The following is a 25,541-nucleotide window of genomic DNA, read 5'->3' as shown; positions in this document are numbered from 1 at the left end:
ATTAGGGGGAGAGCAAGCCCTCCCCTTCCCTTGTGCTTACCGGCTGTTGTAACGCTGCAGCGCCGCCGTTTGAATTTCGATCGCCCGGTCCAATCCCAGCGACTTCATCTTAGCGACATAACTGTCATATTGATCGACCGGCTCGGAGCCGAGAATGATCTTGATCGTCATTTCATCCACCAGCGTGTTGATATCATTCATGATGGTGGCATACTCGGAGCTTTCATCCGGCGTCGGCGTAATGGATGGCAGGTTGTACTTCGCCGCATCGGTGTTTTTCCAAACCTCCACCGCATCCCGCTGCGTCTGGAGCGCAAAGAACTGCTCCGCGTAACGCTTATCCTGCACGAACGGCCCGTTATAGCTGCTGCGAGCATACAGGGATATCGCCTGGGCGGGAGCGAGCTTGTCCGGATTTTTCATCAAGAGATCGGTAAATTTCGGATAGCCGTTCTCCATGTTGTAGCTGACGCCTTCCTCACCGAAGTTGAAGAACATATGTCCTTCCTCGCTGTACCCGTAATCGAGCATACGCACCGCGAGCGTGGGATCTTTCGCTGCGGTCGTGACCGCTACCGTTCCTTCGGACGCGTAGGCCTGGTTCAGCTGTCCGAATTTGGGCTTGTCCCCTTTGTTCAGCACCGGATAAGGCGCCGCAACAAGCACGGCTTTCGGATCGTTTGCCTCAACGAGCGGCTGCCATTTGCCGATGCCTCCTCCGGCGTTGCCGATCGTGGCCCCGGTAGCGCCGGATGCCATGTTGCCGTCGACTGCCTTCGTGTCCGCCGTCGCGATGTTTTTGTCGATCAAGCCTTCTTTATACCAGTCATGGAACAGTTTCAAATACTCTTTAAAGCCGGGCTCAGCGGGGCCGAATTTGACCTTCCCGTCTTCCTGATAGAACCCGCGGTTCACACCGAAGGCACCAATAAATGCGCCGTTGCCGGATTCATTGAAAAAGCGCGGCTTGCTCACTACCGAAAACGGTGCGGCCGCCCCTTTTTTCTCTTTGAAGGCTCTCAGCGTCGCCGTCCATTCATCGATCGTTTCCGGCACCGGCAGACCCAGCTCATCCAGCCAGTCCTTCCGGATAATCGGTCCCTGGAATACGCGCAGGTATTCGTCGCCCCGGATGAACGGGAAAGCGTAATAGCTGCCGCTGTCCGTTTTGACCATTTTGTCGATGTCGGGATGCTCCTGAAGGTACTTTTTCAGGTTTGGAGCATACTTGTCGATCAGATCGTTCAGCTTCAAAATGTAACCGTCCTTGATCGCCTTTTCCGGTCCGCCGGGAAAATCGCCGATAAAGTTGTATTCGATCATATCCGGCAAATCCCCCGAGGCCAGCATGACGTTGAAGGCTTCCTTAACTTGGCCGGTCGGCGGCGCGGTGAACTCGAGCGGTACCCCGGTTTTTTCCTGCCATTTCTGAAAGAAAGGAATTTCGTCATGCGTCGCCTTGATTCCGACCAGGTTGCCGTTGATCTCACCCCAGTAGGACAGCTTCTCATCGGTTTTTAATGGGTAGGTCGCCGATTCGGCCGCTCCTCCCGGACTTGCCCCCTTTGCCGCATCTTCGCCGCTCTTGCCGCCGGATGAACAGCCCGCCAGCACACTGCCCAGCATCGCGATGATCAGACCCGCAGCTGCGATTTTTCTCATGCCTACAACCTCCATTTGATATGTGGTGAATCTTGCCCTTTCAGACTATCGAAGCAGCGTTCCACCGGATATGAGCAGAAAATACAAAACGATGTTCTTTTTTCATGCGGCTGATGACGATTTCTCCAATCGAATGAACAAAAACGGGAAACATTGTCGAAAAACTACCGTTTTGATGTTGTTATCCGAAGAAATACAGGAAGGGCTGCATAGGTTGATATAGAGGCTAAAACGCGATTTTGGATATCGTTCCCATATTCTTTTATAATGAAAGGGCAATCTATCATTTTTTCGAGAGGAGTCCATTGTCTATGCATGCAAGCGAAACTCCGAAAAATGCGTTGTTTACAAGCGACTTTACCCGCAATCCTTACCCCGTGTACGAGAAACTGCGTCAAAGCGATCCCGTTGTGAAAGTCATGCTTCCGAACGGGCAAACCGGCTGGCTCATCAGCACCTACGAGGATGCGGCGGCCGTGCTGAAAGATCCGAGGTTCATCAAGGACATGACCAAATTCGTCGGGCAGGAGCATCCAAGCGTGTTCTCCAAAAACATGCTGTTCTCCGACCCGCCGGATCACAAACGTCTTCGCGGTCTGGTGCAAAAGGGCTTCACGCCTCAGCGAATCGAAAGCATGCGGGATCATATCCAGGAAATTGCGGACAGGCTTCTGGATGCGGTCTCCGGCAAGGATCGTCTGAACCTCATTGACGATTACGCTTTTCCGCTGCCGATCATCGTCATCAGTGAAATTTTGGGCGTGCCCACGGAGGATCAGGACAAGTTTCGGGTGTGGTCGAACTCTATTATTGAAGCCTCGAATCAGAAAATGGGCGAGGATGTCACCCGTCACATGAACGAATTTATCGCATATCTAAAAGATTGGTTCGCGAAGGTCCGCGAGCAGCCAGGTGACGACATGATCAGCGAGCTGGTGATCGCGGAAAACCAAGGGGACCGGTTAACGGAGGAAGAGCTGTACGGGGTGGTCACGCTAATGATCATCGCCGGTCATGAGACGACGGTCAATTTGATCGGCAACGGCGTGCTGGCCCTGCTCGAATATCCGGAGCAGCGCAAGCTCCTTCAGGACCGGCCGGAACTCATCCAGGGAGCCGTTGAGGAAATGCTCCGGTACAACGGCCCCGTGGAATTCAGCACCTCCCGCTGGGCGTCCGAGGATCTGGAATTCAGGGGCCAGCTATTCCAGCGGGGCGACCTCGTGATCGTCGCGCTCGATGCAGCCAACCGGGATCCGGCCCAGTTTGAGGACCCGGACCTGTTTGACATTACCCGCGGCAAGAGCCCGCATCTGGCGTTCGGCAAAGGAATACACCTGTGCCTTGGCGCCCCGCTCGCCCGCCTGGAGGGAGAGATTGCGGTCAATACGCTGCTGCGGCGTTTTCCCGACTTTGCGCTTGAAGGAGAGATCGGGGATCTGGAATGGAGACCCGGCATGATCGTGCGCGGGGTGAAAGAAATCCCGCTTCGCCTGAGCTAAAATTAGTCAATTGTTCCCTGTTGGTCCATCCGGGCTCGAAGGTATGCTTTTTAAATAGTCCCCAAGATCAAGGAGGAGATCACTCATGAGAACAATCGGCATTATCGGAAGCGGAACGGCCGGGCTGCAGCTGGCCTATGCGCTGAAGGACGATTTTGACGTCACGGTGCTTCATCATGAAGAACCTGATGAGGTCCGCAGCGGAAGAGTCCGTTCGACCCAGGTTCATTTCCAGCCGACACTTGCGCGCGAGCGGCGTGTGCACATGCCCGCGAACAGCGATGCGCCGCAGATCCGGACCATTCACTTTCAGCTCGGCGGACAAAAGCTGTTTACCGGGCAGTTAACGGGCATCGCCACTTCGACCGATCAGCGCATCCGGTTTGCGGACGCCATGGAGGATTTGGCCAAGGATGGCGTTCGGTTCCGGCATGGACGCATTGCGGCTGATGATCTGGATGCGCTCGCCGCCTCATTCGACCTGATCATCGACGCAGCCGGCAAATCGGGACCGGTCGCCTCTTTTCCCGTCGATGAGAGCCTGACGCCCTTCCGGACGCCACAGCGGAAATGCATTGTCGGTTATTTTTCCGGTATACGGCCGGTCGAGCCCGAAGGCATTTCCATTACGGTGATGCCCGGCACCGGTGAAATGTTCGAGATTCCTGCCGTTACGTCAAACGGACGGGCCACAATACTGTTTATTGAAGCGGTTCCGGGCGGAGCAATGGATGCTTTTGTCGGCGTGAAGGGACCGGATGCTTTTGCCGAGCGGATGCTTGGCGTGGTGGAGGAACACTTCCCGGAGATTGCCGGGCGGATCGATCCGGCCAAATTCGCGCTGATTGACGACAACGCCTATCTGCTCACGGCCGTCACCCCTGCGGTTCACCGCCCGTATGTCATGCATAATGGCACGCTCATCCTTGGATGCGGCGACAGCGTCTTCCTGGCCGACCCGATCACCGGGCAGGGCTGCAATACGGCTTCGTACGCTGCCGAGCAGCTGTATGAGACGCTGCTGGCCCATGCGGATGCTGATTGGGACGAGTCGGTCGGCAGCGAATATTGGAACCGAACGCAGCCTTATATTAAGGCCGTGACCGAATGGACCAACGCCATGACCCAGCCGCTGCCGGGACATATTGCCGAGCTTCTGATGCAAGCGGCGGCAGACCAGAATACGGCGGACCGCATAGCCCATTGGTTTGAAGATCCGACGCAAGCGTACCGCAGCTTCTTTGAACAACACAACAGCCAGCCTTTTCCCCGCTAGGGGAAGGCTGGCTGTTTATTTTACCATACCGCTGCGAAGCGCAATGACCACGACCTGCGTCCGGTCTTGGCAGCCGAATTTTTGCAGGATCCGGTGAACATGTGATTTGACCGTGCCTTCGGAAATGACCAATTTACGGGCAATCTCATCATTCCGTAGACCATACGCCATCTCCTGTAATATCTCGCGCTCCCGTTCAGTGAGTGGCTCCGCCAGATTCATGCCCGCTTCATTGGGCTGCGAGTACTGCTCGGGGGATGCAACGCGCAGCATGGCGCTCGAAGCCCACGCCGTTCTGTACACCGCTTCCCCCCGATGCGCAGACCGGACGGCCCCCAGCATGTCTTCCACTTCCGCATCCTTCAGCAAGTAGCCGACCGCCCCGGCTCGAATTCCCTGGTAGATGTACTCTTGGTCATCAAACGTCGTCAGGATAACGATCTTCATCTTTGGCAGACGTCTCATAATTTCCCTAGTCGCTTCAATTCCCGACATGACAGGCATTTGAACATCCATTAAAATGACGTCCGGACCAAGCCGAGTGGCCATTTCAACGGCTTCACCCCCGTCCGACGCCTCACCAACCAGCGTCATATCGGGCTGCAGCCCGATCAAATACCCGAATCCCTGGCGGATCATCGTCTGATCATCGGCCAGCAAAACCTTAATGTTTTCGTTCATCCTTATCCCTTCTTTCTGCCTCAGGCCGTGGCCGGTCTTCAGCCGGCAGAGCCGCAACGATTTCAAATCCGCCGCTTTCCGGAATGCGGTACTGTAAGCTACCGCCTTTCTCCTTCAGCCGATCCCTCATGACTTTCAGGCCAAAGCCCTCGTTGATGCCGTGTTCCCCATTCAGCGTGCCATTGTCTCGAATGATCATCGTGATTTGATGGTTTTCCCTTGAAAGATTCACTTCCACCTGCGTCGCATTCGAATGACGAATAACGTTCGTGACGGATTCCTGCAGCACGCGGAACAACGTTTCATACGTCTCCGCAGGCAGATCTTCATCATTGATATCCGCTTGAAAGTTATAACTAATGGATGCTGTTGCTTCCATCCGGATAAGCAATGATTTCAGTGCTGTCATGCCGGAAAAAGATAGATCCCCTGCCAAAGCGTGGACAGACTCGCGGATATTTTGCAGCCCTTGGCGGGCCACAGACAGCATCTCTTCCAGTGTCTCCCCTGCATGGACCGGATCCTGCTTAATCATATAACGCAGTGCCTGCATCTGCACGATAAGCGACGTCAGACTGTGACCTACCGCATCATGGATGTCGCGGGCGATCCGGGCCCTCTCCTCCAGCACAGCGTACTGCATTGCCGTTGCAGAGGCGTCCTGAAGTTGTTCATAAGCTTCTTGAAGCTCCTTCAAGTGGCGCTCATTCAATTCGTGGATGCGCCTTCTTTCCATACGACTGCGAATAAAGAAGTAGAGGACAAGTCCAAGCAGTACAAAGGAGAGAAAGTCAAACACATCCTTTTCACCAAAACGGATGTACAATCCGGCTGATACGACCATGGCGATAATCAAGGGGACATAAGCTTTGGAAGCCGTCAACCGCATCACCCAGGCGAACAGCAGAATCACCAGAAAATACAGCATCTTGATTTCATGAAACCATAAGATCCCGATCAAACACTCCACGGAAATCAAAGAAGCGGCTAGGACTGCCCGTGTTACCGTCCACCATGATCTCCTGATGAGAAGAATACTCGAAAAGGTTATCCAAATCATCAGATGCAGCATTATTTTCTCCGGAGGATCGCTAAACAGCTGCTGCCGGTCAAGCAGAAAGAGCAGGACAGCCGCAATAGACAGGATTCTGCCATAAAAGTTGCTTTTCACCGACCGTCTTCCTCCTTTAGCGTCTGCGTAATTTCTAACATTGTAGCTCGGTCCGTGGACAAAATCCAACATTTAAGCCGGATGGCAGCAAATCTCTATCTGCAGATATAGGCGAGCGATCATGAAGATCCATCCCCGGGTAGTCGAATCATCGGGCGAAAACGGGATATGATGATGACAGGCTAAATGATGAAGGAGGCAATCGAAGATGAGTGTTCAAATGCTCATTTGGATCGTACTAGGTTTATTTGTTATATACCGCATATATTTACGTGTCCGCCGCACATTCGGATGGCAGGAGCTGAGACATCGCCGGGTCCGGACGATGACCATCATACTAAGTTTGGTCGGACTGATCTTTTTTGCTGAGGGAGCCATGCATCCCGTCAGTCTTGTTTCCGATGTCGCCGGGATTGTACTTGGTACCGCCCTGGCATGGTACAGCTCTACGGTGACCGCGTTTGAGCATCGCAACGGCAAGGTGCTGTACCGCTCCAGCGCCTGGATCGCCGGTACCGTAACCCTGCTGTTTTTTGTCCGGCTGATCTACAGAATTATCGATATGGTCCAATCGGGTTATTTTCAGCAAGGAGCACAGATGTCCGACCAGCTGGCCGTGATGGGCAGCAGTTGGTCTGCGGGCTTGATGCTGATCATGTTCGCCTACTACGTAACTTACAATGTAATCCTGCTGAACAAGCAGAAAGGTTTGCAGCGATCCTAGCTGCAGGAATGTCCCCCGTAAATAAGCTTGAAACGCAGAAGAACCCCCCGAAAAATCGGGCGGGTTCTTTCCGCTTCTCTATTTACTCTCGTTTCATCTGCTAACCGCAGAATCCGCATCTTGATGCTCCCGTTTCATATATACTCCTTTTTTGTACACCGACTTGATGACGAAATATCCTTGCAGTTTCTTGTTCGTCCGGTAAATCAGTGAATTGACCTCGTCAATGCCAACCAGCTCAGTATCATCGATACAGCGCTCGGGCCATACATATCTCATAATTTCGTCCCGGGTCACAAAATGGTCCAGCCGGCTGTGCATCAGCTTAAACAGCTGGTATTCCTTCTTAGACAGCGGGACCGTCTCCTCATCAATCTGAACGCTCTGCATATCGTCATTCAAGCGCACATCGTCTTCAGGCCACCCCGAAAAAACATACTCCCTCGTTTCCTCCAGGTCCATGACCGTCTCCAGCTCCAAAGCAACCAGTCCGTTCACCAAAGTTAGGCGGTCACCCGGAGACACTTCAGCGGGTTCATGGGGGTTCAAGCGGTGGCCGTTCAGCTCGGTCCCGTTCTTGCTCCCCAAATCCTCGACTAGGAGCCCCTCTTCGGTCCACGCGATCCGGCAGTGCTGTTTAGATACCAGCAGGTTGTATATCTCGAGCATCCCTTGTTCCGAGCCGGTATGTCTACCAACCGTCACGGTTTCTCCTTCTTCCAAATAAATAAACGATCCATGGCCTTTCTGGCCGGCGGTATCAATCATGATTTTGATTTTGTCCGGCATATCTACCTCTCACTTTCCTTTGTCTCTTTCTCCCGTCAATGATAAATTCGTCAGATTTGTTCCATTGTTTGCCTACCCGGCTGATTTTATAGTTAGCCTATACCCGTTTCCATGTTTACTTGTGAATTATATTTCAAAAGCGAGGTTTATAGCAATGAAGCGATTGAAGCGAAAACAATTTTTTACATACGTGCTGTTAGCTTTTCTGGTTGCCAGTGGCATGGCGATATACGTGTTTATCCAGGGGCGGGATGAACCCGGTCCCGAACAGACGCTGCAGTCTTACTTCAACAATCTGAAAGAAATGAAATTTGACAGGCTCTACGACCTCATGACGCCTGAATCCCTTGAGCAATCGGGAATGAGCCGCGAGCAGTTCGTCGATAAATACCAATCGATCTTCAGCGGAATGGGCGTTACCGGCGTTAAAGTGACGCAGGGGCCTGCCTTCCAGTCCGAAGAGGATCATCATTATTCCATGGACTATACCGCCACCTGGCATACCCCAATCGGTGATGTTGATGGGGATTACCATATGAAGCTGGTTCAGGTTGAACAAGACCACGAGAAGGTCTGGGCCATCGAGTGGCATCCTTCTCTGATTCTACCAGAGATGTCCGCCGGCGACAAAGTAAGGGTCCGCGTATTGACGCCTCAGCGTGGTGAAATCACGGACCGGGACGGGAACCCGCTGGCCACCCGCGGCACCGCATACGAATGGGGGATTACCCCTTCCGAGCTCGGCGACCATCCGGATCAGACGATCTCCAGCATCGCCGCCTACTTCAAACTTCCGGTGGAATACATCCAAAAAAAGCTGGCGCAGAAATGGGTCAAACCGGATTATTTTGTTCCGATGGCCAACGTTCCCAATACCGATCTGTCCCAGAAACTGCCGGGCGTCTCGGTCAGACCGAAGGAAGTGAGGTACTATCCGCTGGGCCAAGCCGCCGCCCACCTCACCGGTTATGTCCGTCAGGTGACGCAGGAAGATTTGCAGAACGATAAAGACGGCTATTATGCTGCTGGGGACTGGATTGGCAAGGCCGGACTGGAGCAATCGCTGGAAAAGCAGCTGCGGGGACGGAAAGGGGGATTGATCGAAATTACCGACGCGAAGGGGAACCGTAAACGCATCGTTGCCCAGAAGCCAGCGGTGAACGGCGAGAACATCCGCCTTACGGTCGCCTCCGCTCTTCAGCAGGACCTGTACCGTACGCTGTCCGGCGATACCGGCGCGGCAGTGTTGATGAACCCGAAGCATGGAGATCTGCTGGCCCTGGTCAGCACCCCTTCGTATGACCCGAACCAAATGGTCACCGGCCTGTCACAGCAGGAATGGGACGCTTATTCCAAGGATCCGGAGCTTCCTTTCTTTAACCGGTTCGCGGCCCGATATGCGCCGGGTTCGGTGTTTAAAGCGGTGACGGCCGCAGCCGGCCTGACCGAAGGCATAACCAAAGCGGATAAAACCCGCCGCATTGACGGGCTGCATTGGAAAAAAGACGCGGGCTGGGGCGGGTACTATGTCACGCGGGTGAAGGACGTCAGCTCCGTGAATATGGTGGATGCCCTCGTGTATTCTGACAACATTTATTTTGCACAAGAAGCGCTGGAAATGGGCAGCGGCAAATTTATCGAAGGCATATCCAAATTCGGCTTCGGCGAGAATTGGGGGCTGGACATGATCAACCTGAAGCCAAGCCAGTATGCCAACGCCTCCCACCGGGACCTGGCTTCGGAAGTTCTGCTCGCGGATACGTCCTATGGACAAGGAGAAATGCTGTTGTCCCCGATCCATGTGGCGGTCGCATTTACACCCTTCGCCCAGCAAGGCAAACTTGTCCCCCCTATCCTCTTTCAACGGCAGGAAGATCAAAAATCTCCTCAAGCGATCCAAATCATTACTCCACAGGTTGCCGGAACGGTCAAAGATGCACTGACGCAGGTCGTCAGCCGAAGCGGCGGCACCGCTCACGCGCTGTCTTCTGCAGAGCTGAAGCTGGCGGCAAAAACCGGTACAGCCGAGCTGAAAGCCAAAAAAGGCGAACAGGGCGAGGAGAATGGATTTGTAGTCGCCTTCGACGCGGAGCAATCTTCTTTCCTGATATCCGCACTGATCGAAAATGTACATGCACGCGGCGGCAGCCACTACGTCGTGAACAAGCTGAAGCCTTTTCTAAATACACTGAATTTACAAACAAAATAACGGTCAAGAAATCCGTCAACTTGCGTTGCAGCCATCGCTGCAGATTGAGACCCTCATGTGATACGATGAGGACAAGAATCAGCGAATCCTACGCAAAGGCGGTATCCCATGTTTGACCTTCTGCTACCCGAGCATTCCGGCTCTCCGTTATATCTTCAACTTTATCAATTGATCCGCGAGCAAATCCGCTTAGGGAAAGTGGCGGCTGGGACCCGGCTGCCGTCCGTACGGGCGCTTCAGCAGCAGCTCGATATCAGCAAGACGCCTGTCGAAACCGCATATCACATGCTGGTGGTCGAAGGCTATGTCGTCAACAAACCTAAGTCGGGCTTTTACGTGGTGGACGACCCTGAATTTATACAAAATGTCGTGACAACGTCTCCGGCTCGGCGTATGCAGCTTAAGCATACCGTGCCAGGATTTCACGAGTGTTTACGCGAAGAAGGCATGGACTGGATCGATTTTAACCCTACCCATATGGATGGAGATTCGTTTCCACTCAGGACATGGAACAAAATGCTAAAAGAAGCCATACAGCCATTGGCCGCACAGCTGGGTCGATATGGGGATTCCCGCGGCGAACCGGGACTGCGGGCTGCCATCTCGGAGTATCTGGCTCATTCCAGAGGCGTCCTCTGTTCACCGGAGCAAGTCATCATTGGCAGCGGCATGTCGTACAGCATCGGAATTCTGGTTAAACTTCTGGACGGGATACGGCGGGTGGCATTTGAAGAGCCTGGCTTCGATCTCGTAAGGAACTTATTGAACGGATACGGCTGGGAGGCGGTTCCGGTCCCGGTTAGCGGCCAAGGGATGCATGTGGATGAGCTGGCAAAATTTCCTTTTCAGGCCGTATATGTCACACCTTCGCATCAGTTCCCGACAGGAAGCATCATGCCGTATTCGCAGCGGGTGCGTCTGCTCGCATGGGCTGAAACGGCGGGCGCTTATATTATCGAGGATGACTATGACGGAGAATTCCGGTATCAGGGAAAGCCGATCCCTTCCCTTCAAGGGCTTGATAACAAAGGCAGGGTTATCTATATCGGTACCTTCTCGAAGACATTGTCGCCTGCGCTCCGCATCAATTATATGGTCGTTCCTCCCGCACTCTTGCTCAACTTATCCAACCTCCACCCTGATCTGCTGCATGCACCTTCGCGCCTGGAACAGTGGGCGCTGGAGCGGTTCATGCGGGATGGTCACTGGTACAGACATTTGCGGAAGACACGCAGCTTGTACCGCAAGAAGCATCATCATTTGATAGACCTGATACGCATTCACTTGGGTGAGCAAGTCCATATTACCGGTCAGCATGCGGGGCTTCACCTTCAGCTGAGCGTCCGCCGCCATGGTACCGCTCAAGAGCTGATCCAGCGGGCTGAACAGCAGCGGGTCAGGGTGTATGATTTCCGCACTATGTGGGCTGACCCGCCCGATGCCTCTCTTCCTGTCGTTTATTTGGGCTTTGCCGGCCTTCCGCTTCCGGTTATGGAAGAAGGTATCCTTCGTTTAAAAAAGGCTTGGTTCGGCACCTAATTTCTTTCTATCTCTAAAGTGTTTGAACAAAACGACGAAACAGCACGTCCAGCTCTTGCAAAATGACATCCTGGTACCGGTCGCCTTCAAGGTAAAGAGCTCCGATGTCCCGGTAAACTTGGTTCAGCTGTTCTTGATAGGAAGGGGACTGCCGGTCCGGTAGGCTGGCTTTAAAGTCGTCCATCACTTGCTGAATGTAGGCTGGGCGCGCCCCCCACCTGCCGAGCACGTTGCCGCCCCAGTCAACAAATATCGCCACAGGCTGGGCTCTTCCGCCGTCCGTCAGAAATAAATCCATCGTATCCAGATGTTCTTCCATGATCAGCGCTTCAACCGGGATGCCGGACTGCTCCATGATCCGAAACAGCACGGGGACGTTCCACATGACATCCGGACACCAGTCCGTGCATAAGATCAGGCAGCGAATGCCTAATCGCTCACCTGAAGATGCAAACAAACTCCGCCTGGCCGAATCGAGCGTACGGAATCCATGATATTTGTCATAAAACCTTTCAACGGTATTCGGTATCCCGCTGTTAACCATTTCTCTGACCTGCATACGTTCCATAAATTGCTGCGGAGTAATCCCTTGTCCGACTTTATGCATTAGATTGACCGCTTCTGTCATCGCCGCTTCCAACCTTTCTTATTCGTATATCTACCAACATAAAACAAAACTGACCCTATAGAAATGGTCAGTTTCCTTTTTTTAAAAAAGTCAATTTTACGAAACGGCCGGGGACGAAGCGGTCTTGTGCCTTTTGCCAGGCCGTGCCGACTTGTACCACTGCAGACAAAACAGAAAGATGAGGATCAGGTCGACGGCATCCCCCCCGTAATACATGAGCTGTGCTCCCGATTCAGCCTGGGCTATGGGGACGCCTCCCGGCGGATATGCATATAGAACCTTGGCCAAGATTCCATGTCCGGCCAGTGATAACACGAGGATGCCTGCACGAAATCCGTATCCTGTCCGGTGAGGACTAGGATCCATGCAGAGCAGCGCCGCGGTGTATATGTACCCTGCGACAAACATATGTACATGTACCAAAACATGAAGAACCGGATGGTGCTGCATCGCCGAGTACAATCCAGTATAATACAGCACCCACAGTCCTCCGACGTTCAGAAGAGATGCCGTAACTGGATGGCTCAGCAGGCGAACTGGCCGGGTTTTCAGCCAGGCTGATAAACGGCGCGCCCGTGAAATCGTTAAGCTGCGCAACAATAGGGTCACGGGAGCAGAGCATGCGATCAATAAAGGGGAGAGCATGCCAAGCGACAGATGCCCCAGCATATGATAGAAAAAATCGTCATGTGCCCTTGCCGCCAGTGGTCCCGTTAACGCTGCTGCCGCAGCAGTGACACCAAGGATCCAGCAGATCGTGCGCATGGCGGGCCATCTGTCAAAGCGGCGATTCGCAGCTTTCACTGCCACGGCGTAGAGGCCGATAAGCACGAGAAATAAGAGGATGAAGAGCGCATCATGGAGACTCCCGGCATTATGGTGACCTCCGGCAGGATGACCTGCGTGATGTCCTGTCATGTTCATTTAACCGTCCCTCTCCGTTTCCCGCTTCGCTAATCTGCCCGTTTGAACGATCAGCATGATGCCGATGATCAGAATGACGGCAGCGCTGACATTCCAAACGACGTCGTATACGAAGACGTTATCAACGTACCGGATCTGATGAATCCTCATCCACTTGTGCTGGATCGTCCCGTCATACAGCTGAAATCCGCCGACGCCGAGGAGCATGCCGCCCCACCAGCGTTTCGGCCACATGGCGTTTCTCCGCCGGAGATCCGATACCAAAAACATGCCGGCGATCGTCGCGAACCAATTGAGCGCATGAAACAGGCCATCCGACACAAGCCCCACGGCCGACGTGGATTTGTCATAAAAATGATGCCAATGCAGCAGCTGATGAAACACGACCTCATCCACAAAAGCGATAAATCCGATGCCGGCCAGAAATCCCGACCAGAGGTTGCGGCTGGCATACGTGATCCGGGCTGAAAGATTGGAAGACTCCGTTGCGTTAGAACTCATGGTTTTTCCACCTTTTGTAAGACTTGTTTCTTCTCAATATACCCAGTCGATGCCGGGTTATAACATGACCTGAATCCAACTTTCCCCCGTTTCATTTCACAGCACGCAAATAAGCCGCTTTGCTGCTTGCAAAGCGGCTTTTTAACCAACCGATTACCAATCCCGAGGAATTGCAGTAACCTCTTATGGTCGAACCTGCACTTTCATTTCTAGCTCTTTCACATACGTTTTCACCATATTGCCGTTAACGTCCAACTTGAACAGCCCCGTTTGTGCCTTTTCGTCTGCAAAGGCAGGGAAATACGGCTTGATGGTAAATGAACGGACTTCCGGGTTTAACGGATCAACGAGATAATCGGAATACAAGTCGTCGTCCCCACTATTTCCCCTCCGTCTGGCATTTCCGACCAGCAAATTCAGCTCATGGCCTTGATCATCGATTATGTCGTACTGCAGTTGGTTGGCATTTGCCGAAATTCCCTTGGTCATCAAATGCAGCCGCGTGGATAGCGTGGTGAATTCGACTTTCTCCAGGCTTAACTGAATACCCCTTGCCTGCTTGACCAGCTTCGGTTCGATCACGAGCGGCTTCTCCCCATTCTTCTGGATCGGCACCGTTAACCGGAAAGGAGCGTCTATGCCTTTCAGCGTAATCAAGGCCGTCAAATTTATCATATCCGGCAAGGCCAGCTGCGTATCTCCTTGATTAGCCCCATCGACCAACGTAAAGATGATTTTGTCGGGGTCCTGGGTTGGTTTAGACATGATGTACGGCCCCTTCCCCCATTGTTCCTTACTGAATATCGACTGGCCGTTGATCAGAAGATCTATGTCACTTATACTGGCTTTCTCCTGCGCAGGGCCCGTCGTCCCGCTGTCGATCGATCCGTTTAGAGGAGCGGAATACCCCGTGCGGCTGCGTTCAAGAGCAAATGACAACCGCGTTTCGTCAAAAGCCGCCGCCGGAATGCTGAGCGTGATCCCATCGTGGGTATCAAATACGTTCACAGGTGAAACTATTCCCCGTTCCTCCGCGTTTTGGAGACCCCGATCTCCCGCAAGCTTAAACACGTTGCCCACAACCGGCAGGTTTTTGAGCGCATCGGCCATGGCGGGGGATATTAAACCGCTTGCTGCAGTGCCGATGATCACAATAGCCGATAACGCGGCAGCTGACTGCCGGATCATCCTGTGATGCTTGATTGCAGCAGTATGTTTCTGAACGGACGTCGCCTGCTGTATCCGGCGGATCGTTTGATAAGCCTGGTCCTGACGCAAGCGAACGACGTCGGGAATTTGAACCGGAACGGATTTTTTTAACCGGCGCAGCTGTTTTTCCAGATCAAATGGATTCATAGTTTAACTCCCCCTCGTTGGCTGCCAAGTAACCTCTCATCAGATTTTCCCTAGCCCGGTGCAAGCGTGTCCTTACAGCCCCTTCCGTTAGTTCCAAAGCAACTGCGATTTGCTTGATAGACATATCCCGAAAATAAAAAAGCTCTATGACAATCCGCAGGTTATCGTCCAATTGTTCTACCCGTTCGCGCAGCTCCACAAGCCGGGAATCCTCGAACCTCTCTGTAGGATTCTTTTCAGGCACTTCAGCCATCGAAATGGTCCGTTTCCGATTACGAAGCAGTTGATTGCACTCATTAATCAATATCCTGATGACCCAGGTTTTGAAAAATCTAGGTTTTCTTAAGCCTGGCAGAGCATTAAATACCTTGATAGTCGTTTCCTGCATCGCGTCCGCACAGTCCGCATCTTCCTTGAGAATGCTTTTGGCCACACCATACATCTCAGGTTCAAGCTTTTGAATTAGCCGAATGAACGCTTCGCGGTCACCCTCCTGCGCTCTTTGTATATCGCTGATACGAATCACTTTCGTGTCACTCCTTCTAAGGGCCCTCATCCAATTAGATGGACAAGTTGGCCTAAAGGTTACAAAGTATATGAAACTTTCCCTAACTACAAAAACAAGCACCAAATAGAACCGTGTAAATGGGGCCGTTTTCGTGAGCATCAACTTGACCCGGAAGACACGCCCAATTTATAGTTGGATCAGAATGAAATAAGAGGAAAGGTGAATAGCCCAACAAAGGAGTGCATCGGTTATGAAACAAAACAAGTATGACGATTCCGCTTTTTTCTCGGCGTATAAAGAAATGCCCCGGTCCATCGGCGGGCTTGGGGCTGCAGGGGAATGGCATGAATTTAAAGTACTGCTTCCGGATCTGCAGGGCAAATCGGTTCTCGACCTCGGCTGCGGCTTTGGCTGGCACTGCCGATATGCACGGGAACAGCATGCAGCTGAAGTGGTCGGCGTAGACATTTCGGCTAAAATGCTGGAATCTGCACGTGAACAAACGGATGATCCGGCAATCACCTATCTGCAGGCACCGATCGAAGATATCGACTTTCCCGACGGCCATTTCGACGTCGTCCTCAGCTCGCTCGCTTTCCATTACGTGCAGTCGTTTGATGCCGTATGCCAAAAAGTACACAGCTGCTTAAAGCAGGGCGGCACCTTCGTCTTCTCAGTGGAACATCCTATTTTTACGTCCCGGCCCGAGCAGGAATGGATTCTGGACGACCAGGGCAGCCCGCTGTACTGGCCGGTGGATCACTATCAGGATGAAGGTGTTCGCAACACCGCGTTTTTAACGGACCATGTCATTAAATATCACCGTACCCTTTCCACTTACATCAACGATTTAATTCGCACCGGGTTTGCCATCACGGCGGTTCGCGAGCCGCTTCCCGACCCGAAATTGATGCACCACCCCGGCATGAAGGACGAACCCCGCCGGCCGATGTTCCTCATTCTGTCTGCCGAGAAAAAATAAAACCAACAAGGACAGGCTTCCCGCCTGTCCTTGTTGGTTCGATGCCGGTGCTCACTGCAAGGCACCCATCGCTACATTGCCGCCCCTTGAACCAATGCCTCCTGCACCGGAAGCTCATGAATCGTCCGCAGGTAGCTGATCGTCTTGTTGGCCGAATGCATGACGACCGAATAGGTTTCGGCTTTGTCTTCCTGCAGGTACCGCACGCCGTTCAAGAATGATCCGGAAGTGACGCCCGTGGCAACGAACAGCACTTCTTTTGTACCTACGAGATCGTCCATCGTCAGCAGCTTGTGCGGATCCGGAATCCCCATCCGCAGGCAGCGCTCGAAATCCGAAGGGCCGGCCGGAAGCAGTCTTCCCTGCATCTCCCCGCCAAGGCAGCGGAGGGCGGCGGCGGCCAGTACACCCTCAGGCGCACCGCCTGAGCCGACATACAGATCCACTTCGCTCTCCATCGCCGCCTCAATCGCTCCCATGACGTCGCCGTGACTGAGCAGCTTGATGCGCGCCCCCATCGTCCGGAGCTTGGCAATGATGTCCTGATGGCGTTCCCGGTCCAGAATCGATACCGTTATATCCGATACCGGCTTGTTCAGTATGGCCGATGCTTTGGAAAGCGTCGTTTCGATCGGATCATCGAGGGACAGCCGGCCGGCCAGCTTCGGACCTGCCGCCAGCTTGGCCATGTACATATCCGGCGCATGCAGAAGCTGGCCTGCCGGAGCGGCGGCGATAACCGATATGGCATTGTTCAAACCGCTGGCTACCGTTTCGGTCCCCTCAAGCGGATCCACCGCGATGTCGACCTTCGGACCGCGGCGGTCCCCCACTTGTTCTCCGATATAGAGCATGGGAGCTTCGTCCATTTCCCCCTCGCCAATCACGACCGTTCCATCAATGGGCATCGAATGGAATTGCTTCCTGATCGCTGTCGTTGCTGCCTGATCTGCGCTGTTTTTGTCTCCTCTTCCCGTCCAGCGTCCGGCGGCAAGCGCCGCCGCCTCTGTCACTCTTACCATATCCATAGCAATATGACGTTCCATTTCTTTACCTCTCCTCCTATTCCATGCCCCGTTAATCCGGTAATTCTGCCGTATGCTGCTGAGTGAAAACCCAACCCTCCTCCCGCTTCGTTTTATTGTGTTTTATATATTACGTCATAATAATCCACTTATCAATATTTATGACATCATTAATTTTTAACACAGCTATAGACGGGATGAATATCGTATCTAAGTCCTATAAATAATCTAAAAAAGCGTACTCACCTCCATTATTGCAAGAGGTAAGTACGCCATTATTACGTCATATATACTATTGTAAAAGCTCGCGTGCCAGCAGCTTATATACCTGCAGCCGCTTTTCCTGGGAATGCGGGATGCTGCAAATCATGGCCTCATCAAATCCATACAGCTCCTGCTCTTCCTTCAGGCGGTCGGCAATTTCCTTAACCGGGCCAACCAAATGCAGCCTCCGGTTGTCCTGGATCAGCATCCGGTCCATTTCGGTTAACGGGTAATTATGCGCTTCTTCCGGAGTGAGCAGCTGCGTGATCTGCCGCCCCTTAGCCATCATAAGCCGAAACAGATCCTGCGGCAGCGCTTCATATTCGGCCTCTTCCCTAGTCTCAGCGGCGGTCACCAAATAGGTCACGCTGATCTGCGGTTTCTCCATAAAAGCCGAAGGCTTGAACTGGTCTTTATAGATATCCAGAATTTCGCGGCTCATCGCTCCATTGAAAAATTGCGCAAACGAATAGCCAACCCCCATCTCGCCGGCCTTAAGCGCACTGTCGCCGCTTGATCCGAGCAGCCATGCCTCAGGCAGGGTGACGTGAGCCGGGGATGCGGCGTTTTTGGCGTACAGGCTATCTTCCGGAACCTCATCATTCATCAGCTGCAGCGTCGTCTTCAGTTTCTCATACATATTGTGCAGCATCAGCTGCCGCCCTTCCGACAAGGCATACATGGAGCTTGTATCTCCGCCGGGTGCCCGGCCGACGCCGAAGTCGATCCGGCCAGGCGTGAATGCGCTCAGCGTCTTGAACACCTCGGCCAGCTTCAAAGGGGAATAATGCATCATCATGACACCACCGGTGCCGATCCGAATGGACTGCGTTTTGGCCGCAAGTCGGGCAGCGGTCACTTCAGGCGCCGAACTCGCAAACGTGCGCGCCCCATGGTGTTCGGCCATCCACATGCGGGTGTATCCCAGCTCGTCGGCCAGAACGGCCAATTCTTCCGCCTTGTGAAGCGCTCCTTCCGCCGTATTTCCTATCGTAACGGGTGCTTGATCCAATACACTTAATTTCATGAGGTTACCTTCCCTTCCAGGTTAAACATCATCCTGAACGCTATCTCCTTATCCTGCATCAAAGAGGATAAACATTATCCACGTTATCGTAATATATCCTGGTCGAAAAGTAAAGACTGGCATCCAATCAATTCGCAGATACTCTGACCCGCTGTCAGCATGACAAAATCCGGTGACAGAGCGTTTTTCGTTCCTGGCCAGAGCGCCAAACTTCAGCGTTATTCAAGCTTTTATTCAGCAGTATGCTCCAACCACGGGCGGAGAAAGCTCTCAATATCCTGCCTGGTTTCATGAAAATAGGTATTGTTATGCCGGCCGTAATTAAAAAAGCCATGCTCCATGCCATCATAAGTTTTAAACGTAATCGGGTTACCGGCATCCTGCATCTCTTGAACAAAGCCGCGGTTCTGGTCATACAAATCGTCCCCGGTTCCGCATATCCAGAGCGTCTGCGGCAGGCAGCGCCGCACATGATGTATAGGCGAGATCTCCTGGGCTATAGGCAGCAGCTCGGGGTATCGGCGGGACATAATATCCACCCCGTCCATCCCGGCCGCAAAGATGACAAGCTTATCGGGAACGGCATTCACGCTCACATCGTCCACATCGTCGTTCAAGCGGTCGAACATGATGGAGGATACGGAAATATACCCGCCCGCCGAAGCTCCGCACATGGCCAGCTTCTCCGGATCGACACCGAGCTCCTCTGCATGCTGCCGCACCCACCGCACGGCCGATTTAACATCCATAATCGCCAGCAGCGGGGTAAATCCAGCATCACGCCCTGTCCTGTAGTCCACGCAGATCGAAACGACGCCTAAAGATGCCAAAGCATGGGCCTGGTGCTGAAATTGGGCCGGCGAGAACTTCGGATTGGGTTGAAAGCTCCCCCCTTGGAAAAACAAAATTACCGGCCTGTTTGCCGCTGCAAGGTCCGGTTCGGACACATACAAACGCAGCTTCCGGTCTTTTACCTTTTTGTAGATGATTTCGCGGACAGGATAATCAAAAGGAAATCGCATAGCACTCATCCTTTCTTCAAATGGTGTAGACCTAACATTTCCAAAATTATACACCACCCGGACAAGGTTGTCGTTTCCCTTTTTCCAAATACGGCGTGTTACCTTCAACCGTTCAAGCAGCCACTGCAAGCGGATAAAAGATCTAAAGAACAAAAAAAGACCGGCCGTAATATAGGCCAGTCTCTCTCCATTTCATCGTTACCCAATTGTGATAACGCTCAAAGCTGTCACTTTTTCATGCCGGTGACTTCGGCCACGATTTCGTACGAACGCAGGCGGGCCGCCGGGTCGTAGACCATCGAGTTGACGATCATTTCGTCCGCCTGGGTCTCATTCAGGAAGGCCTGCAGCTGCTGCTTGACTTCTTCCGGATTGCCGATGACCGATGAACGGATCTGTTTCATCACATGCGCCTTCTCGAACTCGTTCCAGTTGCCTTCCAGCGATTTAACCGGCGGGGCGAGTTGGCCGGGCGTATTCCGGATCAGGCTGAGAAACTGCTGCTGATGCGATGTGGCGATAAACTCCGCCTCTTCCGTTGTATCGGCCGCGTACACGTTTACTCCAACCATGGCGTAAGGTTTGTCCAGCACCGCAGACGGCTGAAACTGTCTCCGGTAAATAGCCAGCGCCTGCAGCGTATGATCTGGCGAAAAATGACTGGCGAAGGAGAACGGCAGGCCCATCTTAGCAGCCAAAGCAGCGCTGAAATCGCTGGAGCCGAGCAGCCAGATCGGAACTTGCTGTCCTTCCCCCGGAATGGCCCGGACGCGGTTATATTTGGACTTCTCGTCGAAATAGCCCATCAATTCCTGAACATGCTGCGGAAAATAATGCCCGTTGCTCGGGTCGCGGCGCAGCGCTTCCGCGGTCAGTTGGTCGGAACCCGGAGCGCGTCCGAGTCCAAGGTCAATCCGCCCCGGATACATGGCTTCCAGCGTACCGAACTGTTCCGCTATGACCAGCGGCGCATGGTTAGGCAGCATGATGCCTCCGGAACCGACGCGGATCGATTGGGTCCCTCCGGCTACATATCCGATGACGACGGATGTCGCCGAACTGGCGATGCCCGGCATGTTGTGATGCTCAGCCAGCCAATAACGGTTATAACCCCAGCGTTCGGCGTGCTGCGCCAGGTTCAATGTATTTTTAAATGATTCGGCCGCGGTTCCACCCCTGACGATGGGTGCCAAATCAAGAACGGAAAACTTGATCTGATCCAGCGTTTTCGTATCATGGTTGCTCATAGGTATCAGCTTCTTTCCTGCAAATTTATATGAATGTCGGTAGGACAATGGAATCGTAAGTTGTCATGCAAATGAATGATATTGATCGATAAAAGTGCAGATGCGTAAGGCTCTGTCGCCGGCCGTTAATCCAAATAGCGGCGAATCCGGTTTACAACGCCGGGGGCTTCCTCTTCCGTCTCCTCCTGCTCGGCCTTCACTTTGCGGACCTTCTCGGGCGTAACGTCATTGCCCAGCGGGTCAACCACCGTCAAGCGGGAGAACGTGCCCAGCACCTGCCCGCGGATTTCGCGGAGATAATCCTCGCGCAGCGATTGCTGTTCCACGCGCTCAGCGTTGGTGAGCCCTTCTTCTTTTTCCTTTTTGGCAAGCTCATTGATTCGGCTTAAAATCGAAATCATGCTTTTCCCTCTTTTCTCGTTTGTATGTTAGTTATACGACCATTTTTTCGTGAACCCAATCCTTTAGCGATTCAATCTTCTGTCTGTAACGCTCCCGATGTGCATCGTCATAAATGGATGCTACCGTCTCCCGCTGAAGTACGGTCTTCCAGGCGGATTCTGCTTCTTCCATCAAATTGGCCAGAAGGCAGCACGGATCGGGATCGTCCCGCAGCTCCAGCATATCCCGGAAAATGCCGCTGGAGGAATAAAGGGACTGCTGCCCCTCAATGGCGATGTAAATATCGTAGATACGGATATCTTCTGTTTTTTTCTTCAATTTAAACCCGCCTTTTACCCCGGGCACGGAGGTGATCAGATCCGCGCTGACCAGCTTACGCAAAAGCTTCTGGAAATACGTCGGGGAAGTGCCGAGCTGCTGGCTGATTGCCTCGCCGGGCAGAACCGCCTTGTCCGGAAGCATGCTCAGCAGAAAAATCGCATAAACGCACTGCTCCACGCCGGTCTTCATATGCATAGCTCATCACCTCCAATATTAATGTGGTCTCCATCAATCCCATTTGAGCAGAACAAATTGGTTTTACCGACTAAAGCGGATAATCATTGTCCGTATTAGATTATATGAAATCGGACCAAATGTAAACCATTAGTTTTACATTGAAAAATTTGCTGCAACTTTCAGTAGCACAACAAAAACGGATACCCGACAGGAATGCGTATTCCTGTGAATATCCGTTACTTATTACGGCACACTTAATCAGATCCATTGACGCTCGTGCAGATGGTCAAAAATTCGCTGGCATACCGGCGATACGCGGCTGCGATCCGCATAGGTCAGCCAGGCAAACTCCTCGATTTCCGCCGATGGACGGAGCTCGCCAGAATATGCCCCGGTGTAGCAGCTCATTTGAACCGTCACATTTTCCGCTTTGCCATGGGCCTGAGCTTCAAACGTTCCCACGAATGCAAGGGTCTCCGGATCGATCGCAACCGTAAGCTCTTCCCTGATTTCACGGATCAGCGTCTGCTCATCGGTTTCACCGGGCTCCCTCTTTCCCCCAGGCAAATAATATGTGTCCTTTCCTTTGGAACGTGCGGAGAGTACCCGTCCGTCCTGAATCTGAATCCAGGCAACCTTATCAATCATGGTCGTCATATTCAACTTCACTCCTTATCCATTTCCTTGCTCGAACGCAGCAGTCTCTTTTTGAACCGCAGCAGATTTTCCCGCTGGTAGCCGCCCTTCGCCGATTTTGAAAACAACGATTCCCGCCACGATAACGAGCACGCCGATCACTTTGTTCGGAGTCAGCGGAACTTTCTCCAGTCCCATCCAGCCAAGCGAGTCCCAAATCAGCGCAAACCCAAGCTGGGCCGTCATGACTACGGCGATGGCAAAAGTGGGCGCAAGCAGCTTCATGCTCTGCATCAGACAGAACACAACCCCTACCCCGATCATGCCGCTGAACCAGTACCAGGGCTGCATATGCTGGAGTGTCAGCATGCCCTTGCCTTCGACCGCCAAGCCGATGCCGAACGATGCGACAAACCCGAGGAACAGCACCCACGTAGTTGTGGCCCAGGAGCCGATCCGCTGATTCATTTTACTGTTAAAAATGTTCTGCAGGCTCACCAGGGAGCCGGCGATCAGCGATAACACAAGACCAAGCATCATTGGTTTGCTCCTCCTTTCGTTACGACTTCATAAATATTTTGTCCAGCCAGATCGCTAAGCCCTTTTCTGTCTATTACGCGGATATATCCTTTATCCCGCTCCACGAGTCCGTCTTTGCAGAACTTCTGGATCACCCGGTTGACGTGGCGATAGCTGGTTCCGATTAAGTTGGCCGCATCCAGCAGGTTAATCGCTGTCCGCTGTTCCTTCCCGGAAGTGTCCGCATCGTCGAAAGAGATCGACAGCAAGTAGCTGGCCAGCCGGACTTCAACCGGATACATCAGATTAAGGCTTAGGAAATTGGATTTTATATAAAACTTATTGGTGATCATATCCAGCAGAAACTGTAGCATAGGAGCGTAATCCTGTCCAAATTTCCGCAGCCAGCGATGGTGGATGCCGATCATATGCACGGTCGTGACCGCTTCAACGGTATTGACCGTATCCGTTTCCTTGAGATATTCGATATCCCCGATAATCTCCAGCGGCTTCATAAAGTTAAGGATCAGCGTTTTCCCTTCGGGTGAGGTGGTATAGATTTTAATTTTCCCGCTGACGAGCACATATAAATATTCCGCAGGTGCTCCCTGCGAGCAGATGAATTCTCCCTGGTCAAAGCAATACAGCGATAAATGCGGTCTAAACGGTTCGTAAAATATCGTCTCCAGCTCATATTGACGCAAGTAATCCGCCAGCAGCCCGCGGTCCTGAATCTCTCTCATCTTGAACGTCCCCCTCTAACTTAGGCCCATCATAATGGCGTACGGCAACGATGTCAAAATTTAAGAATGACGACGCCCGAAATCATCATCCCGATCCCAATAAACTGTGCGGGGCTGATCTTCCGTTTTTTCATGCCGAACCAGCCATTCAGATCGACAATAAATGTCAGGCAGAGCTGGGCAATTAATAATGCGGAAATCGTAAAGGTCACTCCGATCGTCTGAATCGACGTCACTTCGCTGAAAATGATGACTGCTCCCAAGGCCCCGCCGATGCGGTACAGCGGCTTGACGCTTGTAAAGCCCTCCCGGCTGCCGTCCCGTGCAAACAGCAGGATGATCAAAGCGAGGATACAGCCGGTCAGTTGGGTTACCGCCGCGGCCTGCCACGTCCCGATATCCCCGCTGATCCGCGAGTTGGCGACACCCTGCAGCGTAATGCAGGCGCCCCCCAGCAGTGCAAATATAATGCCTTTCATAAGTCCTCTCCCTCTGTATCGTTCTGTCATTATTAAAAGGCAATCGCGGCGGTATAGGATAGGACATATGTCCTCAGCTTGAGTGGAGAGGCCCCCAGTCCATGATAAGTCAGTGTTCAAAGTGTCTATACATTCTTGGCATGCACGAAAAAACCGCCCTTTCCGGCGGCTTTCGTGATTTATTCATTAATCTGCGCAAGTGTTAGCTGGATATTCCCGTCTGAACCAAAACGGGTGACGATGCATAAAATTCAGCTATTTCTGCTTTTTGTGCATCAGTCAACTGCTGCAGCGGCTGACGTACCGCAGGACAGCGAATGACACCTTGAAGATATAAAATGTGCTTTTCATAAGGTATCACATCGAAGCGTAGCATATGGGCAATGACGAAATTGGCCTGTTCCTGCAGCGCTTTAACGTTCATCCAATCGTTGGCAGACCGGGCTTGATACATACGGGTGAATATTTTCGGCATCATATTAAATGTACTGCCTATGGCACCATCGCTGCCCATGAGAAAACCTGCAGCACAGACCTCATCATGGCCGTTCCAAATGATCCAATCTACCCCGCATTGGCTGCGAATTTGCTGCATTTCGAACAGGTTCATGGATGTAAATTTTACGCCAATACATTGGGCACTGCGGGCCATGTCCCCGTAAAAATCCAAAGACAGCTGCACCCCGGTTGCTCCCGGATAGTGGTACATAATCATCGGAAGGCTGACCGACGACATGATGGACCGATAGTGATCCCTGATTTCCTGTGGTCCCGCCTTATAATAAAAGGGTACGACAGCGGAAACTGCATCTGCGCCTGCTGATTCCGCATGCCGGGCCAGCTTGATGCTCTCAAGCGTGCTGATACAGCCAACATGCGCCAGAACCGTCACCCGCCCTTTAGCCGCATGAATGACGGTTTCCAGCACCTTCATCCGCTCCTCAGAGGTCAGAATAAATCCTTCGGCCGTGCTTCCGCCCACATAGAATCCCCGAATTCCCTGCGCGATTTGGTGTTCCACCAGTCGTTCCAGTGATTCGGTATCCACTTCAAGACGCTCATCCATCGGTGTTACGAGTGCGGTAAAGATCCCATGAAACTTGTTATGGTCCATCGGTACCCCTCTCCCGTCGTCGAATAGTGGTTCACTAATTTTTGCTGCCTTCCAATGTTTCGCGGTCCATCCGGCATATCCTGCAATCTGTACAAATAAGAACCTTTAATCTG

General features: G+C 52.7%; 26 protein-coding genes. 6 read left to right on the top strand and 20 right to left on the bottom strand.

Annotated features, from left to right (window positions below; all coding sequences use genetic code 11):
• Window positions 1-36: 36 nt before the first annotated feature.
• Window positions 37-1,662 (bottom strand): extracellular solute-binding protein, encoded by a 1,626-nt coding sequence (locus BCV73_RS10325; RefSeq protein ID WP_089547021.1) that lies wholly within the window; start codon window positions 1,660-1,662, stop codon window positions 37-39.
• 311 nt (window positions 1,663-1,973) lie between these two features.
• Here BCV73_RS10325 and BCV73_RS10320 point away from each other — a divergent pair, with 311 nt between their 5' ends.
• Together BCV73_RS10320 and BCV73_RS10315 are read left to right on the top strand one after the other, a co-directional pair.
• Window positions 1,974-3,164, top strand: coding sequence for a cytochrome P450 family protein (locus BCV73_RS10320; protein WP_089547020.1), 1,191 nt, complete (start codon window positions 1,974-1,976; stop codon window positions 3,162-3,164).
• Between the two features lie 85 nt (window positions 3,165-3,249).
• Entirely contained in the window at window positions 3,250-4,440 is a 1,191-nt protein-coding gene (locus BCV73_RS10315) for a styrene monooxygenase/indole monooxygenase family protein (protein ID WP_089547019.1), read from the top strand.
• 15 nt (window positions 4,441-4,455) lie between these two features.
• Here BCV73_RS10315 and BCV73_RS10310 read toward each other — a convergent pair whose 3' ends face one another.
• Together BCV73_RS10310 and BCV73_RS10305 are read right to left on the bottom strand one after the other, a co-directional pair.
• Window positions 4,456-5,121, bottom strand: coding sequence for a response regulator (locus BCV73_RS10310; RefSeq protein ID WP_089547018.1), 666 nt, complete (start codon window positions 5,119-5,121; stop codon window positions 4,456-4,458).
• Window positions 5,105-6,292, bottom strand: a complete 1,188-nt coding sequence (locus BCV73_RS10305; protein WP_179231946.1) for a sensor histidine kinase — start codon at window positions 6,290-6,292, stop codon at window positions 5,105-5,107. Before BCV73_RS10305 ends, BCV73_RS10310 begins: the two co-directional genes overlap by 17 nt.
• Window positions 6,293-6,500: 208 nt before the next feature.
• Between BCV73_RS10305 and BCV73_RS10300 the strand changes: the two genes are divergently transcribed.
• Window positions 6,501-7,016, top strand: a complete 516-nt coding sequence (locus BCV73_RS10300; protein ID WP_089547016.1) for a CcdC protein domain-containing protein — start codon at window positions 6,501-6,503, stop codon at window positions 7,014-7,016.
• A 93-nt stretch (window positions 7,017-7,109) separates the two neighbouring features.
• On the opposite strand, the gene BCV73_RS10295 is transcribed toward BCV73_RS10300, so the two are convergent.
• Window positions 7,110-7,805 (bottom strand): FHA domain-containing protein, encoded by a 696-nt coding sequence (locus tag BCV73_RS10295; protein ID WP_089547015.1) that lies wholly within the window; start codon window positions 7,803-7,805, stop codon window positions 7,110-7,112.
• Between the two features lie 190 nt (window positions 7,806-7,995).
• Here BCV73_RS10295 and pbp4 point away from each other — a divergent pair, with 190 nt between their 5' ends.
• Both pbp4 and pdxR read left to right on the top strand, forming a co-directional pair.
• Window positions 7,996-10,014: a penicillin-binding protein PBP4(5) gene (gene pbp4, locus BCV73_RS10290; protein WP_218828121.1), complete on the top strand. Its 2,019-nt coding sequence runs from the start codon at window positions 7,996-7,998 to the stop codon at window positions 10,012-10,014.
• Between the two features lie 108 nt (window positions 10,015-10,122).
• Window positions 10,123-11,553, top strand: coding sequence for a MocR-like pyridoxine biosynthesis transcription factor PdxR (gene pdxR, locus BCV73_RS10285; protein ID WP_089547013.1), 1,431 nt, complete (start codon window positions 10,123-10,125; stop codon window positions 11,551-11,553).
• Window positions 11,554-11,566: 13 nt separating this feature from the next.
• Here pdxR and BCV73_RS10280 read toward each other — a convergent pair whose 3' ends face one another.
• The 5 genes from BCV73_RS10280 to BCV73_RS10260 form a co-directional block, all read right to left on the bottom strand.
• On the bottom strand, window positions 11,567-12,160 hold the full coding sequence (locus BCV73_RS10280) for a thioredoxin family protein (RefSeq protein WP_256992807.1): 594 nt from the start codon (window positions 12,158-12,160) through the stop codon (window positions 11,567-11,569).
• Between the two features lie 117 nt (window positions 12,161-12,277).
• The gene (locus tag BCV73_RS10275; protein WP_076169373.1) at window positions 12,278-13,099 is read right to left on the bottom strand and encodes a cytochrome c oxidase assembly protein; all 822 of its coding nucleotides are present in this window, start codon (window positions 13,097-13,099) and stop codon (window positions 12,278-12,280) included.
• Window positions 13,100-13,105: 6 nt separating this feature from the next.
• On the bottom strand, window positions 13,106-13,606 hold the full coding sequence (locus BCV73_RS10270) for a DUF2243 domain-containing protein (RefSeq protein WP_089547011.1): 501 nt from the start codon (window positions 13,604-13,606) through the stop codon (window positions 13,106-13,108).
• 183 nt (window positions 13,607-13,789) lie between these two features.
• Window positions 13,790-14,962, bottom strand: a complete 1,173-nt coding sequence (locus BCV73_RS10265) for a DUF4179 domain-containing protein (RefSeq protein WP_076166683.1) — start codon at window positions 14,960-14,962, stop codon at window positions 13,790-13,792.
• Window positions 14,949-15,488, bottom strand: coding sequence for an RNA polymerase sigma factor (locus BCV73_RS10260; RefSeq protein ID WP_244169167.1), 540 nt, complete (start codon window positions 15,486-15,488; stop codon window positions 14,949-14,951). Before BCV73_RS10260 ends, BCV73_RS10265 begins: the two co-directional genes overlap by 14 nt.
• Before the next feature lie 232 nt (window positions 15,489-15,720).
• Here BCV73_RS10260 and BCV73_RS10255 point away from each other — a divergent pair, with 232 nt between their 5' ends.
• Window positions 15,721-16,452 carry a class I SAM-dependent methyltransferase gene (locus tag BCV73_RS10255; RefSeq protein WP_089547010.1) on the top strand — a complete coding sequence of 244 codons (732 nt, stop codon included), beginning with the start codon at window positions 15,721-15,723 and terminating at the stop codon, window positions 16,450-16,452.
• 71 nt (window positions 16,453-16,523) lie between these two features.
• Here the strand turns inward: BCV73_RS10255 and glpX are convergent, their stop codons facing one another.
• The 11 genes from glpX to BCV73_RS10200 form a co-directional block, all read right to left on the bottom strand.
• Window positions 16,524-17,498, bottom strand: a complete 975-nt coding sequence (glpX, locus tag BCV73_RS10250; RefSeq protein WP_089547009.1) for a class II fructose-bisphosphatase — start codon at window positions 17,496-17,498, stop codon at window positions 16,524-16,526.
• Between the two features lie 271 nt (window positions 17,499-17,769).
• Window positions 17,770-18,768: an LLM class flavin-dependent oxidoreductase gene (locus tag BCV73_RS10245; RefSeq protein WP_089547008.1), complete on the bottom strand. Its 999-nt coding sequence runs from the start codon at window positions 18,766-18,768 to the stop codon at window positions 17,770-17,772.
• Window positions 18,769-18,998: 230 nt separating this feature from the next.
• Window positions 18,999-19,790, bottom strand: a complete 792-nt coding sequence (locus tag BCV73_RS10240) for an alpha/beta hydrolase (RefSeq protein WP_089547007.1) — start codon at window positions 19,788-19,790, stop codon at window positions 18,999-19,001.
• A gap of 227 nt (window positions 19,791-20,017) precedes the next feature.
• Window positions 20,018-21,037: an LLM class flavin-dependent oxidoreductase gene (locus tag BCV73_RS10235; RefSeq protein ID WP_089547006.1), complete on the bottom strand. Its 1,020-nt coding sequence runs from the start codon at window positions 21,035-21,037 to the stop codon at window positions 20,018-20,020.
• A 125-nt stretch (window positions 21,038-21,162) separates the two neighbouring features.
• Window positions 21,163-21,438, bottom strand: coding sequence for a DUF896 domain-containing protein (locus BCV73_RS10230; RefSeq protein ID WP_076166701.1), 276 nt, complete (start codon window positions 21,436-21,438; stop codon window positions 21,163-21,165).
• 31 nt (window positions 21,439-21,469) lie between these two features.
• Window positions 21,470-21,955 (bottom strand): RrF2 family transcriptional regulator, encoded by a 486-nt coding sequence (locus BCV73_RS10225; RefSeq protein ID WP_089547005.1) that lies wholly within the window; start codon window positions 21,953-21,955, stop codon window positions 21,470-21,472.
• A gap of 240 nt (window positions 21,956-22,195) precedes the next feature.
• Complete coding sequence (locus tag BCV73_RS10220; RefSeq protein ID WP_076166708.1) at window positions 22,196-22,594, bottom strand: NUDIX hydrolase; 399 nt, start codon at window positions 22,592-22,594, stop codon at window positions 22,196-22,198.
• Window positions 22,595-22,609: 15 nt separating this feature from the next.
• On the bottom strand, window positions 22,610-23,113 hold the full coding sequence (locus BCV73_RS10215) for a DMT family transporter (RefSeq protein ID WP_089547004.1): 504 nt from the start codon (window positions 23,111-23,113) through the stop codon (window positions 22,610-22,612).
• On the bottom strand, window positions 23,110-23,835 hold the full coding sequence (locus BCV73_RS10210) for a Crp/Fnr family transcriptional regulator (protein ID WP_089547003.1): 726 nt from the start codon (window positions 23,833-23,835) through the stop codon (window positions 23,110-23,112). Before BCV73_RS10210 ends, BCV73_RS10215 begins: the two co-directional genes overlap by 4 nt.
• A gap of 53 nt (window positions 23,836-23,888) precedes the next feature.
• Window positions 23,889-24,314, bottom strand: coding sequence for a DMT family transporter (locus BCV73_RS10205; RefSeq protein WP_089547002.1), 426 nt, complete (start codon window positions 24,312-24,314; stop codon window positions 23,889-23,891).
• A gap of 202 nt (window positions 24,315-24,516) precedes the next feature.
• The gene (locus BCV73_RS10200; protein WP_089547001.1) at window positions 24,517-25,428 is read right to left on the bottom strand and encodes an N-acetylneuraminate lyase; all 912 of its coding nucleotides are present in this window, start codon (window positions 25,426-25,428) and stop codon (window positions 24,517-24,519) included.
• Window positions 25,429-25,541: the final 113 nt, after the last annotated feature.

This window comes from Paenibacillus sp. SSG-1, assembly GCF_002224835.1.
GTDB lineage: Bacteria > Bacillota > Bacilli > Paenibacillales > Paenibacillaceae > Paenibacillus_AQ > Paenibacillus_AQ favisporus.
This window is presented reverse-complemented; position numbering and strand designations above follow the sequence as displayed.

Excerpts from the sequence above, each read along its gene's own strand:
- BCV73_RS10325 (WP_089547021.1), bottom strand. The coding sequence starts at position 1,662 with ATGAGAAAAATCGCAGCTGCGGGTCTGATCATCGCGATGCTGGGCAGT.
- BCV73_RS10205 (WP_089547002.1), bottom strand. The coding sequence starts at position 24,314 with ATGAAAGGCATTATATTTGCACTGCTGGGGGGCGCCTGCATTACGCTG.
- BCV73_RS10230 (WP_076166701.1), bottom strand. The coding sequence starts at position 21,438 with ATGATTTCGATTTTAAGCCGAATCAATGAGCTTGCCAAAAAGGAAAAA.
- BCV73_RS10240 (WP_089547007.1), bottom strand. The coding sequence starts at position 19,790 with ATGCGATTTCCTTTTGATTATCCTGTCCGCGAAATCATCTACAAAAAG.
- BCV73_RS10300 (WP_089547016.1), top strand. The coding sequence starts at position 6,501 with ATGAGTGTTCAAATGCTCATTTGGATCGTACTAGGTTTATTTGTTATA.
- glpX (WP_089547009.1), bottom strand. The coding sequence starts at position 17,498 with ATGGAACGTCATATTGCTATGGATATGGTAAGAGTGACAGAGGCGGCG.
- BCV73_RS10235 (WP_089547006.1), bottom strand. The coding sequence starts at position 21,037 with ATGAGCAACCATGATACGAAAACGCTGGATCAGATCAAGTTTTCCGTT.
- BCV73_RS10215 (WP_089547004.1), bottom strand. The coding sequence starts at position 23,113 with ATGATGCTTGGTCTTGTGTTATCGCTGATCGCCGGCTCCCTGGTGAGC.
- BCV73_RS10255 (WP_089547010.1), top strand. The coding sequence starts at position 15,721 with ATGAAACAAAACAAGTATGACGATTCCGCTTTTTTCTCGGCGTATAAA.
- BCV73_RS10225 (WP_089547005.1), bottom strand. The coding sequence starts at position 21,955 with ATGCATATGAAGACCGGCGTGGAGCAGTGCGTTTATGCGATTTTTCTG.
- BCV73_RS10210 (WP_089547003.1), bottom strand. The coding sequence starts at position 23,835 with ATGAGAGAGATTCAGGACCGCGGGCTGCTGGCGGATTACTTGCGTCAA.
- BCV73_RS10220 (WP_076166708.1), bottom strand. The coding sequence starts at position 22,594 with ATGACGACCATGATTGATAAGGTTGCCTGGATTCAGATTCAGGACGGA.
- BCV73_RS10295 (WP_089547015.1), bottom strand. The coding sequence starts at position 7,805 with ATGCCGGACAAAATCAAAATCATGATTGATACCGCCGGCCAGAAAGGC.
- BCV73_RS10315 (WP_089547019.1), top strand. The coding sequence starts at position 3,250 with ATGAGAACAATCGGCATTATCGGAAGCGGAACGGCCGGGCTGCAGCTG.
- pdxR (WP_089547013.1), top strand. The coding sequence starts at position 10,123 with ATGTTTGACCTTCTGCTACCCGAGCATTCCGGCTCTCCGTTATATCTT.
- BCV73_RS10275 (WP_076169373.1), bottom strand. The coding sequence starts at position 13,099 with ATGACAGGACATCACGCAGGTCATCCTGCCGGAGGTCACCATAATGCC.
- BCV73_RS10265 (WP_076166683.1), bottom strand. The coding sequence starts at position 14,962 with ATGAATCCATTTGATCTGGAAAAACAGCTGCGCCGGTTAAAAAAATCC.
- BCV73_RS10310 (WP_089547018.1), bottom strand. The coding sequence starts at position 5,121 with ATGAACGAAAACATTAAGGTTTTGCTGGCCGATGATCAGACGATGATC.
- BCV73_RS10280 (WP_256992807.1), bottom strand. The coding sequence starts at position 12,160 with ATGCATAAAGTCGGACAAGGGATTACTCCGCAGCAATTTATGGAACGT.
- BCV73_RS10320 (WP_089547020.1), top strand. The coding sequence starts at position 1,974 with ATGCATGCAAGCGAAACTCCGAAAAATGCGTTGTTTACAAGCGACTTT.
- BCV73_RS10270 (WP_089547011.1), bottom strand. The coding sequence starts at position 13,606 with ATGAGTTCTAACGCAACGGAGTCTTCCAATCTTTCAGCCCGGATCACG.
- BCV73_RS10245 (WP_089547008.1), bottom strand. The coding sequence starts at position 18,768 with ATGAAATTAAGTGTATTGGATCAAGCACCCGTTACGATAGGAAATACG.
- BCV73_RS10200 (WP_089547001.1), bottom strand. The coding sequence starts at position 25,428 with ATGGACCATAACAAGTTTCATGGGATCTTTACCGCACTCGTAACACCG.